The 16,789-nt window shown below is 71.9% G+C and carries 14 protein-coding genes and 1 pseudogene; all 15 read right to left on the bottom strand.

Features of this window, described 5'->3' with window-relative positions; all coding sequences use genetic code 11:
* Positions 1 to 144: 144 nt before the first annotated feature.
* Entirely contained in the window at positions 145 to 1,605 is a 1,461-nt protein-coding gene (der, locus tag ABTZ59_RS34180) for a ribosome biogenesis GTPase Der (RefSeq protein ID WP_351423623.1), read from the bottom strand.
* 72 nt (positions 1,606 to 1,677) lie between these two features.
* Positions 1,678 to 2,349, bottom strand: coding sequence for a lysophospholipid acyltransferase family protein (locus ABTZ59_RS34175; RefSeq protein WP_351423630.1), 672 nt, complete (start codon positions 2,347 to 2,349; stop codon positions 1,678 to 1,680).
* Between the two features lie 29 nt (positions 2,350 to 2,378).
* Positions 2,379 to 3,092, bottom strand: a complete 714-nt coding sequence (gene cmk, locus ABTZ59_RS34170; protein ID WP_351423618.1) for a (d)CMP kinase — start codon at positions 3,090 to 3,092, stop codon at positions 2,379 to 2,381.
* A gap of 113 nt (positions 3,093 to 3,205) precedes the next feature.
* The gene (locus ABTZ59_RS34165) at positions 3,206 to 4,291 is read right to left on the bottom strand and encodes a prephenate dehydrogenase (protein ID WP_351423613.1); all 1,086 of its coding nucleotides are present in this window, start codon (positions 4,289 to 4,291) and stop codon (positions 3,206 to 3,208) included.
* Positions 4,288 to 4,650, bottom strand: a complete 363-nt coding sequence (gene aroH, locus ABTZ59_RS34160; RefSeq protein WP_351423610.1) for a chorismate mutase — start codon at positions 4,648 to 4,650, stop codon at positions 4,288 to 4,290. Before aroH ends, ABTZ59_RS34165 begins: the two co-directional genes overlap by 4 nt.
* 119 nt (positions 4,651 to 4,769) lie before the next feature.
* Positions 4,770 to 5,792, bottom strand: a complete 1,023-nt coding sequence (locus tag ABTZ59_RS34155; RefSeq protein ID WP_351423605.1) for an ADP-ribosylglycohydrolase family protein — start codon at positions 5,790 to 5,792, stop codon at positions 4,770 to 4,772.
* Positions 5,789 to 6,532 (bottom strand): NUDIX hydrolase, encoded by a 744-nt coding sequence (locus tag ABTZ59_RS34150; RefSeq protein WP_351423601.1) that lies wholly within the window; start codon positions 6,530 to 6,532, stop codon positions 5,789 to 5,791. The genes ABTZ59_RS34155 and ABTZ59_RS34150 overlap by 4 nt, the downstream gene beginning before the upstream one ends.
* Positions 6,533 to 6,758: 226 nt before the next feature.
* Complete coding sequence (locus ABTZ59_RS34145; RefSeq protein WP_351423599.1) at positions 6,759 to 7,949, bottom strand: pseudouridine synthase; 1,191 nt, start codon at positions 7,947 to 7,949, stop codon at positions 6,759 to 6,761.
* Entirely contained in the window at positions 7,949 to 8,515 is a 567-nt protein-coding gene (scpB, locus tag ABTZ59_RS34140) for an SMC-Scp complex subunit ScpB (RefSeq protein WP_503003831.1), read from the bottom strand. Before scpB ends, ABTZ59_RS34145 begins: the two co-directional genes overlap by 1 nt.
* A gap of 98 nt (positions 8,516 to 8,613) precedes the next feature.
* Positions 8,614 to 9,771, bottom strand: a complete 1,158-nt coding sequence (locus ABTZ59_RS34135) for a segregation and condensation protein A (RefSeq protein WP_351423585.1) — start codon at positions 9,769 to 9,771, stop codon at positions 8,614 to 8,616.
* A gap of 50 nt (positions 9,772 to 9,821) precedes the next feature.
* On the bottom strand, positions 9,822 to 10,424 hold the full coding sequence (locus ABTZ59_RS34130) for a hypothetical protein (protein WP_351423627.1): 603 nt from the start codon (positions 10,422 to 10,424) through the stop codon (positions 9,822 to 9,824).
* Positions 10,421 to 11,542 (bottom strand): ParA family protein, encoded by a 1,122-nt coding sequence (locus ABTZ59_RS34125; RefSeq protein WP_030354916.1) that lies wholly within the window; start codon positions 11,540 to 11,542, stop codon positions 10,421 to 10,423. Before ABTZ59_RS34125 ends, ABTZ59_RS34130 begins: the two co-directional genes overlap by 4 nt.
* 382 nt (positions 11,543 to 11,924) lie before the next feature.
* Positions 11,925 to 13,040: an alanine dehydrogenase gene (gene ald / locus ABTZ59_RS34120; RefSeq protein WP_351423567.1), complete on the bottom strand. Its 1,116-nt coding sequence runs from the start codon at positions 13,038 to 13,040 to the stop codon at positions 11,925 to 11,927.
* 158 nt (positions 13,041 to 13,198) lie between these two features.
* A pseudogene (locus ABTZ59_RS34115) lies at positions 13,199 to 15,170 on the bottom strand (tetratricopeptide repeat protein); the annotation flags it as partial.
* A gap of 903 nt (positions 15,171 to 16,073) precedes the next feature.
* A complete protein-coding gene (locus tag ABTZ59_RS34110) occupies positions 16,074 to 16,700 on the bottom strand; it encodes an NUDIX domain-containing protein (RefSeq protein WP_351423560.1) in 627 nt (208 codons plus the stop codon).
* Positions 16,701 to 16,789: the final 89 nt, after the last annotated feature.

The following is a 16,789-nucleotide window of genomic DNA, read 5'->3' as shown; positions in this document are numbered from 1 at the left end:
CGCTGCGCGGCATCGGCGCGGAGGCGCTGGAGCATACGGTCCCGCTGCCGGGCGGCTCGCTGGAAGAGAGCGCGGCGCCATCCGTGCCGGGCCCCACCGCTTCCGGCGTGCAGTCCGTCCGGGCTCGCGGGCCTGCTTCCCGGGCTACTTCTTACGGCCGCGCTTCTCGCGCACCCGTACGGAGATATGGATCGGGGTGCCCTCGAAGCCGAACTCCTCGCGCAGTCGGCGCTCCACGAAGCGCCGGTAGCCCGCCTCGATGAAGCCCGAGGCGAAGAGCACGAAACGCGGCGGCTTCGTCCCCGCCTGGGTACCGAACAGGATGCGGGGCTGCTTGCCGCCCCTGATCGGGTGCGGATGCGCGGCGACCAGCTCGCCCAGGAACGCGTTGAGCCGGCCGGTCGGAACCCGGGTCTCCCAGCCCGCGAGGGCCGTCTCGATCGCCGGGACCAGCTTCTCCATATGACGGCCGGTACGCGCCGAGACATTCACCCGGGGGGCCCAGGCGACCTGTGCCAGCTCCGTCTCGATCTCCCGCTCCAGGTAGTAGCGGCGCTCCTCGTCGAGCGTGTCCCACTTGTTGTACGCGATGACCATGGCGCGGCCCGCCTCAACGGCCATGGTGATGATCCGCTGGTCCTGGACGCTGATGGACTCGCTGGTGTCGATCAGTACGACCGCCACCTCGGCCTTCTCGACGGCGGCGGCGGTGCGCAGCGAGGCGTAGTAGTCCGCGCCCTCCTGGAGATGGACCCGGCGGCGGATACCGGCGGTGTCGATGAACTTCCAGACGACGCCGCCCAGCTCGATCAGCTCGTCGACCGGGTCACGGGTGGTGCCCGCGATCTCGTTGACGACGACGCGGTCCTGGCCCGCGACCTTGTTGAGCAGAGACGACTTGCCGACATTCGGGCGGCCGATGAGCGCGATACGGCGGGGGCCGCCGAGGGCGGTGCCGAACGTCTGGGCCGGGGCCTCGGGCAGCGCTTCGAGCACCGCGTCGAGCATGTCGCCGGTGCCCCGGCCGTGCAGCGAGGAGACCGGGTGGGGCTCGCCGAGTCCGAGCGACCACAGTGCCGTGGCGTCGGCCTCGCCGCTCGGTCCGTCGACCTTGTTGGCGCAGAGGACGACGGGCTTGCCCGCCTTGCGCAGCAGCCGGACCACGGCCGTGTCGGTGTCGGTCGCGCCGACCGTGGAGTCCACGACGAAGACGACCGCGTCGGCGGCCTCGATCGCGTACTCGGCCTGGGCGGCGACGGAGGCGTCGATGCCGAGGACGTCCTGCTCCCAGCCGCCGGTGTCGACGATCTTGAAGCGACGGCCCGCCCACTCGGCCTCGTAGGTGACCCGGTCGCGGGTGACCCCGGGCTTGTCCTCGACGACCGCCTCACGGCGGCCGATGATCCGGTTCACGAGAGTGGATTTGCCGACATTCGGGCGGCCTACGACGGCGAGGACGGGCAGCGGGCCGTGACCGGCCTCGTCGATCGCGCCCTCCACCTCCTCGGCCTCGAAGCCCTCCTGAGCGGCAAGCTCCATGAAGTCCGCGTACTCGGCATCGCCGAGCTCTCCGTGCTCGTCGGCGGAGTCGATCTGGTCGTTCATGAAGTCCGTACCTCGTTCATCGTGATCGGTGCGTCGCGGCACGCGGCGCACTACTCAAGTACTCAGGTTTCCCTAGCGGCCGGTCAGGCGCCTGGCGTTTTCCAGGTGGACGGTCAGCCGTGCCTGGATCCGCGCGGTGGCGTCGTCCAGCGCCTTGCGGGTGCGCCGCCCGGTCCCGTCCCCCGCCTCGAAGGCGTCGCCGAAGACGACGTCCACGCGGCTGCGCAGCGGGGGCAGCGCCGGTATCAGCCGGCCCCGGCGGTCCGTACTGCCCAGGACGGCCACCGGCACGATCGGTGCCCCGGACCGTACGGCGAAGTACGCCAGTCCGGCGCGCAGTGAGGCGAAGTCTCCCTCGCCCCGGGTGCCCTCGGGAAATATCCCCAGCACACCGCCGTCGCCGAGGACCCCGAGCGCGTCGGTGATCGCCGCGCGGTCGGCGACCGAACGGTCCACCTTCAGCTGCCCGATGGCCCGCAGGAACGGGTCGAGCGGGCCGATGAACGCTTCCTTCTTGATGAGGAAGTGCACCGGCCGGGGCGATGTGGCCATCAGCATCGGGCCGTCGATGTTGTGCGCGTGGTTGACGGCGAGGATGACGGGGCCGCTCGCCGGAACCCGCCAGGCCCCCAGCACCCGCGGCTTCCACAGGCCGTGCATCAGCCCGATGCCGATGCCGCGCCCGATCGCGGCGCCCCTCTCCGAGGCCGAGGCCGGGGCCGGGGTCACGCCCTTCGGGGACATGGCTCCGGCCGCCGGTGCCGACGGTGTGCTCACTTCGTGTTCCGCTTCTCCTCGACCAGGGTCACCACGCACTCGATGACCTGCTGGAGCGTGAGATCCGTGGTGTCCACCTCGACCGCGTCGTCGGCCTTCGCGAGCGGGGACGTCTTACGGCCGGAGTCGGCCGCGTCCCGCTTGACCAGGGCGTCCTTGGTGGCGGCGACATCGGTCGCCTCCTTGCCCGTCAGCTCACCGCTGCGCCGGGCCGCGCGCGCCTCCGGCGACGCGGTGAGGAAGATCTTGACGTCGGCGTCCGGCAGCACGGTCGTACCGATGTCGCGGCCCTCGACCACGATCCCCTTCGCCGCCGCCGCGGCGATGGAGCGCTGGAGCTCGGTGACGACGGTCCGTACCTCGGGCACGGCGCTGACCGCGCTCACCTTGGAGGTGACCTCCTGGGTACGGATCGGAGCGGCGGCGTCCGTCCCGTCCACGGTGATCGTGGGCGCCGCCGGGTCGGTCCCGGAGACCAGCACGGGCTTGCCCGCGGCCGTCGCGACGGCCGCGGCGTCCGAGACGTCGACACCGTTGGTGAGCATCCACCAGGTCATCGCGCGGTACTGCGCGCCGGTGTCCAGATAGCTCAGCCCGAGCCGGGCGGCCACGGCCTTGGAGGTGCTCGACTTGCCCGTGCCGGAGGGGCCGTCGATGGCGACGATCACAGCGGCCGGTGCGGTCCGGGCGGGGGTTGCTCCGTTGTCCACGGGGGTCGGACACCTTCCTGGTTCAGGGGGGTGGATGCGCGGGGACGCACATACGCCCCCGCACAAGGTTACCGAGTACTCAGGACCCCGATTGCACCCGTTCGGCGGGACGCCTACTGCCGGATCGACCAGCCGCGTTCCCGCAGGGCCGCCGAGAGCACCGGGGCGGCCGACGGCTCCACCATCAGCTGCGCCAGGCCCGCCTGCTGCCCGGTCGCGTGCTCGATCCGTACGTCCTCCACATTGACCCCGGCGCGGCTCGCGTCCGCGAAGATACGGGCCAGCTCGCCGGGCCGGTCGTTGATGAGGACGGCCACGATCTCGTATGCCGCGGGCGCGGCGCCGTGCTTGCCGGGCACCCGTTCCCGTCCGGCGTTGCCACGCCGCAGGACGTCCTCGATCCCGGCGGCCCCGCCCCGGCGCTTGTCCGCGTCCGAGGACTGGAGCGCGCGCAGCGCCTCGACCGTCTCACCGAGGTCGGCGGCGACCCCGGCCAGTACGTCGGCGACCGGGCCGGGATTGGCGGAGAGGATCTCGACCCACATCCCGGGGTCGGAGGCCGCGATCCGGGTGACATCGCGGATGCCCTGGCCACAGAGGCGTACCGCCGTCTCGTCGGCCCGCTCAAGACGAGCGGCGACCATGGACGAGATCAGCTGCGGGGTGTGCGAGACGAGGGCGACCGCGCGGTCGTGCGCGTCGGCGTCCATCACCACGGGGACGGCGCGGCACAGCGCGACCAGTTCCAGGGCGAGGTTCAGTACCTCGGTGTCCGTCTCCCGGGTCGGGGTCAGCACCCAGGGCCGCCCCTCGAAGAGATCGGCGGTCGCGGCCAGCGGTCCCGAGCGCTCCTTGCCTGCCATGGGGTGCGAACCGATGTACGGGGCGAGATCGAGGCCGAGCGCCTCCAGCTCGCGCCGGGGGCCGCCCTTGACACTGGCCACGTCCAGATAGCCGCGGGCCACGCCGTCGCGCATCGCCGCGCGGAGCGTGGCGGCGACATGCCTGGGCGGTACGGCGATGATCGCGAGGTCGACGGGGCCCTCGGGCGCCTCGTCCGTCCCCGCGCCGAGCGCGGTGGCGGTCCTGGCCCGCGAGGGGTCGTGGTCGCTGAGGTGGACGGTCACCCCGCGGCCGGCCAGGGCCAGCGCCGCCGAGGTGCCGATCAGGCCCGTACCGATGACGACGGCGGTTCTCACTGGGCGATGTCCTTGCGGAGGGTGGCGGCGGCGCCGAGGTAGACGTGCGCGATCTCGGACTTGGGGAGGTCGGACTCGATATGGGCGAGGATACGGACGACACGCGGCAGGGCGCCCGCGATGTCCAGTTCCTGGGCACAGATCAGGGGAACGTCGACGATGCCGAGCCCGCGTGCCGCGGCGGCCGGGAAGTCGCTGTGCAGATCGGGCGTGGCCGTGAACCAGACGCTGATCAGATCGTCCGCGGTGAGCGCGTTGCGCTCCAGGATCGCGGTGAGGAGCTGTCTGACCTGGTCGTCCATGTGCCCGGCCTCGTCCCGCTCCAGCTGGACCGCTCCACGGACCGCTCGTACCGCCACGACGTTCTCCTCAGTGATCGACTGCTCGCCCCAGGGTAGTCAGCCGCGGCCGACGGGCCGCCGCGGCCGTTCCCTCCGCCACGTTCCCGGGGGCACCCCGGATCGTTCGTTCGCGTGGATCATGAATCCCAGAGCGCGCCCAGCGTCATCAGATCACTGTGGTACTCGATCCGTTCCGCCCACTCCGCGGGCCACGCACCCGCGCCCAGGTGGGCGCCCGCGAACGCGCCCGTGAGGCAGGCGAGGGAGTCGGAGTCGCCCCGCGTGCAGGCCGCGCGGCGCAGAGCGGTGACCGGGTCCTGGGGGAAGAGGAGGAAGCAGAGCAGGCCGGTGGCGAGGGCTTCCTCGGCAATCCAGCCGTCTCCGGTGGCCAGACAGGGGTCGGTCTCCGGGGAGGGGGAGCGCAGGGCCTCCTGAAGGCGTTCCAGGGCCTCCAGGCACTCGTCCCAGCCCCGGGAGACGAAGGCCTCGGGTGTGGGGTCGCCGGTGAGGGTCCAGAGGTCGCCGAGCCAGCGGTGGTAGTAGTGCTCGCGGTTCTCGTACGCGTACGAGCGCAGCTGGCCCACCAGCCCCTGCGGCTCGCCGCCGTTGGCGAGCAGATGGACCGCGCGGGCCGTCAGATCGGAGGCGGCGAGCGCCGTCGGATGGCCGTGGGTGAGCGCCGCCTGCAACTGCGCCGCGCCGCCCCGCTGTTCGTCGCTGAGGCCGGGGACGAGTCCGATCGGCGCGACCCGCATATTGGCGCCGCAGCCCTTGGAGCGCGTCTGGCTGGCCCGCTGCCAGGGGCGGTCGCTGTCGAGGAGCCCGCAGGCCGTCAGGCACGTGTTGCCGGGGGCGCGGTTGTTGTCCGGGGAGTGGTACCAGCGGACGAACTCGTCGCGTACCGGCCGCTCCAGCCCCAGCGGACCGAGCACGCCCCGGTCCATCGCGGTCCTGATCCCGCGCGCGAGCGCCAGCGTCATCTGGGTGTCGTCCGTGACGAACGCGGGCTCGGGGAGCGCCATCTCCCGCCAGGGACCGCATTTGGCCAGGATCGACGGCACATCGTTGAACTCGGTGGGAAAGCCCAGCGCGTCACCGAGCGCGAGCCCGATCAGCGAGCCCGTGGCAGCCTGTTTGGTCAGGGCCCTCGCGATGATCATGCGTTCCGTCCTTCCGGTCGCAGCAGAGGTGGGTGCAGCGTGGTGGCGGGGCCCGCGCGGTACAGCGCGGCCGGTTTCCCCCGGCCACCCGTCCGGCGCGGCGGCCCCTCCAACGCCTGGACGAAACCGGGCGTGGTGAGGACTTTGCGCCGGAAGTTGGGGCGGTCGAGCGTCACGCCCCAGATGGTCTCGTACACCTGCCGCAGCTCCCCGAGTGTGAACTCGGGCGGGCAGAAGGCCGTGGCGAGACAGGTGTATTCGAGCTTGGCGCCGACCCGGTCGTAGGCGTCGGCGAGGATGTGTTCGTGGTCGAAGGCGAGCGGCCCGCGCGCGCCGAACTCCACCCACTGGGCACGGGCCGCGTCCCCGCCGCCGCGCGGCTCGGGCAGATCGGGGACGAGCGCCGCGTACGCCACGGACACCACCCGCATCCTGGGATCACGGTCCGGATCGCTGTAGGTGCGCAGTTGCTCCAGATGGAACGCGCCCGTGTCCCGTACCAACAGGCCCGTCTCCTCGGCGAGTTCGCGGCGGGCGGCCTGTCCGGCCGACTCCCTCGGGCGGACGAAGCCGCCGGGCAGCGCCCAGTCGCCCCGGTATGGTTCCGCTCCCCGCTCGACGAGGAGCACATGAAGCCGGCCCAGCCGGACGGTGAAGACGGCGAGATCGACGGTGACCGCGAACGGCTCGAAGGCGGCGGGATCGTATCCCCTGGGGACGCGCCGCCCCCGGGCCGTCATGACCGCTCCGCCGGGCCGGGGCCCGGGCCACCCCCGTGGGTCCGGGCCCACCGGCCGTACGCTCGCACGGCCGTCCGAGTCGCGATCGCGGGATTCACGGTCACCCCCTTAATGGTCAGGTTGACTATAAAGCTGAACGGGCCGTCCGCACAAGGGAGAAGCCCGCGGCCGTCGGGCCGCGGGCTTCGCGATGTCCGGCGTCCCCGTGGGGGCGCCGCAGGGCCTGTTACAGCCCGACTTCCCTCATCAGCATGCCGACCTCGGTGTTGGTGAGGCGGCGCAGCCAGCCGGACTTCTGGTCGCCCAGCGGGATCGGGCCGAAGGACGTCCGGACAAGCCGGTCGACCGGGAATCCCGCCTCGGCGAGCATCCGGCGGACGATGTGCTTACGGCCCTCGTGGAGGGTGACCTCCACCAGGTAGTTCTTGCCGGTGTTCTCGACGACCCGGAAGTGGTCGGCCTTGGCGTAGCCGTCCTCCAACTGGATGCCGTCCTTCAGCCGCTTGCCCAGATCGCGCGGCAGCGGGCCCTGGATCGCGGCGAGATAGATCTTCTTGACGCCGTACTTGGGGTGCGTGAGGCGGTGGGCCAGCTCACCGTGGTTGGTGAGCAGGATGATGCCCTCGGTCTCCGTGTCGAGGCGGCCGACATGGAAGAGCCGGGTCTCGCGGTTGGTGACGTAGTCGCCGAGATTCTGCCGCCCGTCGGGGTCCCCCATCGTGGAGACGACCCCGGCCGGCTTGTTCAGCGCGAAGAAGAGATACGACTGCGTGGCGACCGTCAGCCCGTCGACCTTGATCTCGTCGCGGTCCGGGTTCACGCGCATGCCCTGTTCGAGGACGATCTCGCCGTTCACCTCGACCCTGGCCTGCTCGATCAGCTCCTCGCACGCCCGGCGTGACCCCATGCCGGCGCGGGCGAGGATCTTCTGCAACCGCTCGCCCTCCTGCTCGGCGCCCGGGTTGGTCCTGGGCGTCGTGACCGAGGGCCGGTTCGCGTACCGGTCGCGGTTGCGCTGCTCGATCTTGGCGTCCAGCTCGCGCGGACGGGACGGGGAACCGCGCCGCGGTCCGCCGCGGCCACCGCTCTGCGAAGGCTTGGGACCGCCCTTGGCACCGCCGCGGGCCGCCGCGCCCCGGGCACCGCCCTGACGCGAGCCCCCGCCGGAGGCGCCGCCCGCGGAACCGCCGGAACCGGAACCGCCCGAGCCACCGGAACGGCGCGCGCCGGCAGGTGCCCCGGACGCGCCGGAACCACCGGTGGGACCCGAGCGGCCGACGTCGTAACGGCGCTCCTCGGGACGGGGACGGGACGGCCGCTTCTGCTCGTCGTCACGTCCGCCGCCGGCTCCCCGGTTGTCCCGGTTGCCGCCGCCGCTCCTGTTGCCGCTACCGCTGTTCCTGCCGTTGCTTCGCATCAAAGTTCCGTCTTGTCGTCTGCGTCGGTGTCCGGTGCGTCCGGATCGAACGACGGAACGCCTTCCTGGCTCTCGGCCTCGATCGCGTCCGCCTCGGGGAGGAAGGGCGCGAGCTCCGGAAGCTCGTCCAGGCCCCGCAGGCCCATCCGCTCCAAAAAGTAGTTCGTCGTCGTGTACAGGATCGCACCTGTTTCGGGTTCCGTGCCCGCCTCCTCCACCAGCCCGCGCTGGAGCAGGGTCCGCATGACGCCGTCACAGTTCACCCCGCGCACCGCCGAGACCCGGGAACGGCTCACGGGCCGGCGGTACGCGACGACCGCCAGCGTCTCCAGCGCCGCCTGGGTGAGCCGGGCCTGCTGGCCGTCGAGTACGAACGCCTCCACGGCCGCCGCGTACTCGGGCCGGGTGTAGAAACGCCAGCCGCCGGCGATCAGCCGCAGCTCGAACCCCCGGCGCCCCACGGCGTACTCGTCGGCCAGCTCGCGCAGCGCGTCGGCGACGGCCCGCCGGGGGCGGTCGAGGACCTTGGCGAGATGTTCCTCGGTGGCGGGCTCGTCGACGACCATGAGGACCGCCTCCAGGGCGGGCTTGAGGTCGAGATCGGCGACCGTACCCGCCGACCGCTCCGCCGCCCGTTCCCTCGCCTGTTCCCGCTCGCTCGCCCTCACACCGTCACCTTCTCGCCCGTTCCCTCGCCCGTTCCCCGGCCGGTTCCACCGACCGTGCCCCGGCCCTCTCCGCCGGCCGCCGCCTCGGCGGCTCCCCCGTCCGCTCCGGACTCACGGTCGAACTCGTCCGTCACCGCGGCCTCCACATCACCGTCCCCGCCCGTCCAGCGGACCATGAGCGGGCCGAGCGCCTCCTCCTGGTCCAGGGCGACGGCACGCTCCCGGTAGAGCTCAAGCAGTGCCAGGAACCGCGCCACGACGGTGAGCGTGTCCCCGGCGTCCTCGATGAGCGCCGAGAAGCCGGCCTCGCCGCGCTCCCGCAGCAGCGCGACGACGATCCCCGCCTGTTCCCGCACCGACACCAGGGGCGCGTGGATGTGCTCCACGTACACCTGCGGCCTGGGCTTCGGCTGCATCGCCTTCACGGCCAGCCGGGCGAAGCCCTCCGGCCCGATGCTGATGACGACCTCGGGCAGCAGCGCGGCGTGGTGCGGCTCCAGTCCGACGGTACGGGGATAGCGCCGGCCCTCGGCGTCCAGCCGCTCGCTGAAGATCTCCGCGACCTGCTTGTACGCGCGGTACTGGAGGAGCCGCGCGAAAAGGAGGTCGCGGGCTTCGAGCAGCGCGAGATCGGCCTCGTCCTCGATCTCGGCGGCGGGCAGCAGACGGGCGGCCTTCAGATCCAGCAGGGTCGCCGCGACGACCAGGAACTCGGTGGTCTGGTCGAGATCCCAGTCCGGCCCCATGGCCCGGATGTGTGCCATGAACTCGTCGGTGACCTTCGACAGCGCGACCTCGGTCACATCCAGCTTGTGCTTGGAGATGAGCTGGAGCAGCAGGTCGAAGGGGCCTTCGAAGTTCACCAGCCGTACGGTGAACCGCCCGTCACCGGGGGCGGACTCGTGCTCGTGCTCGGCCGCCGGCTCCAGCACGGGCGCGGGCTCCGGCACAGGCTCCAGCACGGGCGCGGGCTCCGGCTCCGGCTCCGGTACGGAAGCGGGCTCCGCGACAGGCTCGGGTACGGGTACGGGCGGCGCCTCCGGTACGGGAGCGGGCTCGGACACCGGTTCGGACACCGGCTCGGGCGGCGACGCCCCTGGCCCGCGGCCGAGAGTGCGGCGGGGCTGGCGGTGGAGACCGGGGGGCGGGGGCATCGAGGTCCTGGTGGCGGGAGAAGCGGCGGGGCGGCCCGCGCAGGCTATCCTCAGCGCCCGCGCAGGCGCCGTACGAGGATGCTCGCGTCGCCCCGCGATTCGAGGTCGGCGAGGACCACCGCGACGGCCTCGCGGACGATCCGGCCGCGGTCCACGGCGAGTCCGTGCTCACCGCGCAGCACGAGCCGCGCGTGTTCCAGGTCCATCAGTTCCTCGGCCGAGACATAGACCGTGATCTTCTCGTCGTGCCGTTCGCGTCCGCTGGGGCGGCGGTTGGCACCACGTCCCCGACGCCGCTGCTGCCCGCTCTGCGGCCCGGCGGCCGGTGTCTGGCCCTGAGCCTGCCCCGGGCCCGTGGCGGACGCGGAGGCGGCCTCCTGCGGCCGTCGCCCCTTCACGGAGGAGGCGGCCTGCTCCGCGTCGGCGGTCCTGCTCCGGGGCGACTCCTGGGCGTCCGTACCGGCCGCGGAGTGCTCCTCCACCGCGGTGGAGGTGGCGGCGCCCGCCGGGTCGCCCGGCGGATCGCTCTCCCCCGCCGGAGCGGGCACCCGGGGCTCGCCGTTGGCGTTCCTGCGCCGGTCCGAGGGCGAGGAGGACTGAAGCGCCATGCCCCCGGTCGTACGGAACAGCTCGTCGGCCCCGGGCAGACTCACTCGGCGTGACACCGGGCGAGCACCTCCCTGGCGAGCTGGCGATACGCGGCGGCGCCTACGGAGTTCGAGGCGTACGTGGTGATCGGCTCACCGGCGACCGTGGTCTCCGGGAAGCGCACGGTCCGCCCGATCACCGTGTGGTAGACGTGATCGTCGAAGGCCTCGACCACACGGGCCAGGACCTCACGGCTGTGCACCGTACGGGAGTCGTACATGGTGGCGAGGATGCCGTCGAGCTCCAGCTCGGGGTTGAGCCGCTCCTGGACCTTCTCGATGGTCTCCGTCAGCAGCGCGACCCCGCGCAGCGCGAAGAACTCGCACTCCAGCGGCACGATCACCTTGTGCGCGGCGGTCAGCGCGTTCACGGTCAGCAGACCGAGCGAGGGCTGACAGTCGATCACGATGTAGTCGTAGTCCTGCATCAGCGGCTTCAGCGCCCGCTGGAGCGTGGACTCGCGCGCCACCTCGCTCACCAACTGCACCTCGGCGGCCGAGAGGTCGATATTGCTCGGCAGCAGGTCCATGTTGGGCACGGCGGTCTTCAGCAGCACCTCGTCGGCCGCCATGCCCCGCTCCATGAGCAGGTTGTAGACGGTGAGGTCCAGCTCCATCGGGTTCACACCGAGGCCGACCGACAGGGCGCCCTGCGGGTCGAAGTCGACGAGCAGCACACGCCGGCCGTACTCCGCGAGCGCGGCACCCAGATTGATGGTCGACGTCGTCTTGCCGACGCCGCCCTTCTGGTTGCACATCGCGATGATCTTCGCGGGGCCGTGGTCGGTGAGCGGGCCCGGGATCGGGAAGTACGGCAGGGGACGCCCGGTCGGGCCGATCCGCTCGCGACGCTGGCGGGCGGCGTCGGGGGCGAGGGTGGCCGCGTACTCGGGGTCGGGCTCGTACTCGGCGTCGGGGTCGTAGAAGTGCCCCTCGGGCACTTCGTCGTAGTCGGCGAATGGAGTGGACTCTCGGCCACCCTCGTTGCCGGCCATGGCGTTCACGTGTTGGCCGTCCATCATCTGGTGGGCTGTCGTCATGTGCTGGTGGGTGGCGAAGGTGCGGACCGCTACGGAGCCGACAGCCTTGAGCCCGGACGACGGGCTCTGGCTCCTCACAGGCATTCCTGGTAGACCACCCCCGGGAGTAAATGTCGACTCATTCACAAGTCGTCTTACCTCCTTGGACGGGACCAGGAAACTTATCGATAGGTCAGCGTGGCACCATGCCGACGGTTGGCGACTCTATGGCGTGTCACCGCTTCGCAGCAACACAATCCGCCGGACCCGGCCCGATGTGTCGGCAACGGAACACGTCTCTGTCAAGGGCGCACAAGCCTCTCACCAAGGCATGCCCGACAGGTTTCGCCGACGCGCGAAACGGTTGAAAGCATTACGTTCGAGGCGTGTTGACCAGCCGTCCGGCGGCCACCGGACACACGTACGGCCGGACCTCGCTGCGCAAGATCCGGCCGCTGGCGCGATGTTGACGAAGCGCGTTGACAGCTCAGCCCAGAAGCGCGGCCAATTCGGCGTGATCCAGCCCATGAGCCTCGGCGACCTCGCGGTAAACGACCTGGCCCTCATGGGTGTTGAGGCCCTTGGCGAGCGCCGCGTCCCGGCGCAGCGCGTCGAGCCAGCCACGGTTCGCCAGCTCCACGATGTACGGCAGCGTGGCGTTGGTCAGCGCGTACGTGGAGGTGTGCGGTACGGCGCCCGGCATATTGGCCACGCAGTAGAAGACCGAGTCATGGACCCGGAACGTCGGCTCGGCGTGCGTCGTCGGCCGTGAGTCCTCGAAGCAGCCGCCCTGATCAATCGCAATGTCGACAAGTACACTTCCGGGCTTCATCTTGGCGACAAGCTCGTTCGTGACCAGCTTCGGCGCCTTCGCGCCGGGGATGAGAACGGCGCCGATGACGAGGTCCGCCTCGACGACCGCCTTCTCCAGTTCGAAGGCGTTGGAGACGATGGTCTGGACCTTCGTACCGAAGATCCTGTCGGCCTCGCGCAGCTTGTTGATGTCCCGGTCGAGCAGCGTCACATGGAACCCCATGCCGACGGCGATCTGCGTGGCGTTCCAGCCCGAGACACCACCGCCGATGACAACGGCCCGGCCGGCCGCCGTACCGGGCACACCGCCCGGCAGCACACCCCGGCCGCCGGCCGAGCGCATCAGGTGGTACGCCCCGACCTGCGGCGCCAGCCGGCCCGCGACCTCGGACATCGGGGCGAGCAGCGGCAGCGCGCGGTTCGCGGTCTCGACGGTCTCGTACGCGATGGCGGTGGTGCCGGAGTCCAGCAGCGCGTCCGTGCACGCGCGGGAGGCGGCGAGATGCAGATAGGTGAAGAGCGTCTGGCCCTTGCGCAGCCGGTGGTACTCCTCGGCGATCGGCTCCTTGACCTTCAGCAGCAGATCGGCGGCCGCCCAGACCTCGTCGGCGGTGGCCAGTATCCGCGCGCCGGCCGTGGCGAACTCCTCGTCCGTGATCGAGGAGCCGGCGCCGGCGTTCCGCTCGATGACGACCTGATGCCCCTGGCGCACCAGCTCATGGACGCCGGCCGGGGTGATGGCCACCCGGAACTCGTTGTTCTTGACCTCACGGGGGATACCGACCAACACGGCAGATCACGGTCCTTGGCTCAGGGGATGTCCGGGGGATGTCCAGGGGCGATCCCATACATACCCGGGCACGCGTGGCGCACGGGCAGACGCCGCGGAAGGTGCGGCGTAGCCAGTTTAATGAAGGATTTCTCGGTGTCTAGCCTTGCAAAGCACCAATCCCCAGCGGAAGCGCTACGGATTTCGCAGGTGTTCCCCCTCTGTTTCCAGCAGACGATCGGCGGTGGCCCGGTGCAGCCGCGCGGCGGTGGGATCGCCGAGCCTGTCCAGGGTGTCGGCGAGCCTGAGCTGGAGAGCGGCCTGGAGCCGTTCGTCCCCGGCCAGCCGCGCCCACTCGACCGCCTCCTGGCAGGTGCGCAGCGACTCCTGCGGCCGGCCCGCGTACTCCTGGACCCGGGCCGCCTCGCTCAAGGCCCTTGCCTGGCCCGGGAGATCGCGCAGCCTGCGGTAGCCCGCGACGGCGGCCCGCCAGTTGCGCAGCGCCTCGCCGTACAGCCCCGCGTAGGTGAAGACGGTGCCGAGCCGGCCGTACAGCCGGGCCTCGTCGGCCCGCTCGCCCCGGCTCAGCCGCTGGGCGAGCGCCCTGCCGTACCAGTCGGCGGCCCGCTGCCAGTCCCGTAGATCCTGGTAGGCGCCGCCTACGGATTCCATCGCGCGGCCGGTCGCGTAGAGATCGTTCGCGGTCCTTCCGGCGTCCAGGGCGGCGCGGTAGCGGACGAGGGCGTCCCGCGTGCGGCCGGTCTGGGCGTCCAGGTCGCCGAGGTTCAGCAGCGCGGCGGCCTGCTCACGGTGCAGCTCGCGCCGCTCGGCGATATCGAGCACCAGTTGGTGGAGCCCGTACAGCTCGGGCGCCGCGGCTTCGGTGCCGCGGTGCGCGGCCAGCGCCCTGACCAGCGCGGCGACCAGCCGCCTCGCCAGTGTGTCCAGCTCGCCGTCGGCGACCGCGAGCCGGGCGGAGGCGAGCAGCGCGGGCTGTCGCGCGCTCAGCCATCCGGCCGCCGCCGCGGCGTTCGGGAAGCGCAGCGCGCGGGGCAGCGCGGCCAGCTTCTTGCGGGCCGGGGAGCCGTCGGGTTCGGTGACGGCGCGGCACGACTGGAGGAGCCGTACGCTCCGCTCCAGCATCCGGGCGCGGGCGAGCTGCACCTCGGCGGGCCGGTCGTGCTCCGCCATGACGGCCCGCAGCAACGGGACCAGACAGCCGGGCACCTCGTACTGCTCGGTGTCGACCGCCCGGAGCAGCCCCCGGACCGCGAAGTCGTCCAGTGTGGTCCTGGCGGCCGAGAGCGAGCAGCCGGCCAGCGCGGACGCGATATGGGCGTCGGCGAGGCCCGCGGGCGCGAGGGCGAGCAGTCGCAGTATCCGGGCGGCGGGCGACGGCAGGGTCTCGTAGACGAGACGGAAGGCGCGCGCGAGCGGCCGGTCGCCGACGGGCCGTTCCCAGTCGTGCGGCAGGGCTCGCAGCTGTTTGGTCACATCGGCGACCGACGCGGTGGGCCGGGCGGCGAGCCAGCCACCGGCCAGCACGAGCGCCGCGGGCTGGCCGCCGCACTCCTCGGCGAGCGACTCCGCGGCCTGCGGATCGACGGTGATCCGGACGGCGCCGGTGAACTGCCCGAGCAATTCGATGGCGGACTTGGCGTCCATGCCGCCGAGCGTGCACGGACGGACGTCGGGGATCCCGGTGAGCGGGCCCTGCGCGACCGCGACCACCAGACAGCCGGGGTTGTCGGGCACCAGCGGATCGACCTGCTCGGCGTCCACGGCGTCGTCGAGGAGCAGCAGCACCCGCCGCGTGGAAAGGGCCTCGCGGACCATCTCGGACAGCTCGTCCTCGCCCGCGCCGGGCGGGGTGGCCAGGCCGAACGCGTCGAGGATCGCGCGCGCGGTCCGCTCGGTGGGCACCGGCCCGCCGCCGGGTTCGGTGAGCCGGGTCCGTACGACACCGTCCGGATAGCCGTCGCGCAACTGCCGGGTCAGCTCCTCGGCCAGCGCGGTACGGCCCGAGCCGGCCCGGCCCGCGATCAGCAGCACCCGGGCGCGCGGCTCCTTGCGGCCGGACAGCGTGTTGAGCCCGGCCCGCTCGATGTCGCCGCGCAGCGTCTTGAGTTCCCGCTGTCTGCCGAAGAACGCCCCGTCGTACGCGGGCCTCGCCCGGTGGGAGTCCCGCTCGTCGGACGGCGAGTCCGAGGGGTCCGTCCGCTCGGAAGCCGAGGGGTCCGTCCGCTCGGAAGGCGGCGGCTCGACCGGCTGTGTGAGGTCCGGACGGGGTACGGCCGGCTCGGCGGGAATGACCGGGGACAGACATCCGGCTCCGGGCCCGGACGGCAGATCGCCCGGCCCGGACCGTGGCGCCTCACCCCCGGGAGCCGCCGCCACCGGGCCAGAAGCGGCCTCCACCGGCGCCGGATCGGCGGGTCCGGCGAGTCCGGCGAGTCCGTCCGCCGGGCCGGACGCGTCCGTGCGCGCGTCCTCGTCCCCCGTCGTCCGCCGCGTGTCACCACGCTCTGTCACGGTGTCCGGCGCCGGACTCGCCGTGCCGCTCGCGCCCACGGCGTCGGTCGCGTCGTCGGGACCCTCCGGGACACTCACCCGGGCCGTACCTTTCGTCTCGGAACCCGCTGCCGGCCGCTTCTTGACGGCCGACGCGGAACGGCTCCGCCGCTTGTCCGACGGACCGTCAGTTTCGTCTGCCTCGGGTGCGGTTGGCTCCCCGCTCCGGGTGCTGTCGCGCTCTTCCCCGGCGCCCGGACGGCCGGGGCCACTCACATCCACCGCCTGATCCGTCACGGGCCACGCTCCGTCCGCCTGCGCACGAGCCGAGCCCGGCGGGTCTCCGCACGGGCGGTACGAGCGTAGTTCACTCTCAGCGACGAGAACGGTGGAGCGTGGCCGATATATCCCCCAATCGGATCAGCATTTTTTCAGACTGGAGAATCATCGAAGACCCTCGATGCGGAGGCACCGGTTCCGGGTCCCGTTCAGGCCGGGTTCGCGGCGGCTTCGGAGCGGGTTGGTGGCGGGTTCGGAGCGGGTTCAGGACGCGAACGGGCGCGCGGGCCAGGGCGCCTCGGCCGGCCGGAGTGACTCGATGCCGTCCCCCGCCAGCGCCGCGGTGAGCGCGAGCACGCCGACCGCCAGACAGTTGTTGTGCAGTTCACCGGCGAGCACGCCCCGTACCAGCTCCGCCGTCCCGACCCGGGCCAGCTCCATGTCCGCCTCCTCCTCGGAGACTTCGAAGCGCTCGCCCTCCGCCTCCGACAGACCGCGCGCGAGGAAGATCCGTACCGCCTCGTCGCAGCCGCCCGGCGTGGTGTAGACGTCCGTCAGCACCCGCCAGTCCTCGGCCTTGACGTGCGCCTCCTCGTACAGCTCGCGCTGGGCCGCGTGCAGCGGGTTCTCGCCCGGCACATCGAGCAGACCGGCCGGGATCTCCCAGAGCTTCTGGCGGACGGGGTGGCGGTACTGGCGCAGTACGAGGACCCGGCCCGCGTCGTCCAGCGCGAGGATCGCCACGGATCCGGGGTGGACCTGATAGTCGCGCGACACGACCGAACCGTCGGGCATGACCACCTCGTCCGTACGGACACTGGTCTTGTTGCCGCGGAAGGGCGTCGAGGTCGCGGTGACCCGCCACTCCTCGGGGGCGTCCTTGATCGTCATGAAAGCGTCCTCCCACACAGTGGCGCACAAGCGGAAACCGGGGCACAGGTCCCGAAAGACCCGTGCCCCGGCTCCCACCGTATCGCTTG

Origin of the sequence: Streptomyces sp. NPDC094034, assembly GCF_040303865.1 — a bacterium.
GTDB lineage: Bacteria > Actinomycetota > Actinomycetes > Streptomycetales > Streptomycetaceae > Streptomyces.
This window is presented reverse-complemented; position numbering and strand designations above follow the sequence as displayed.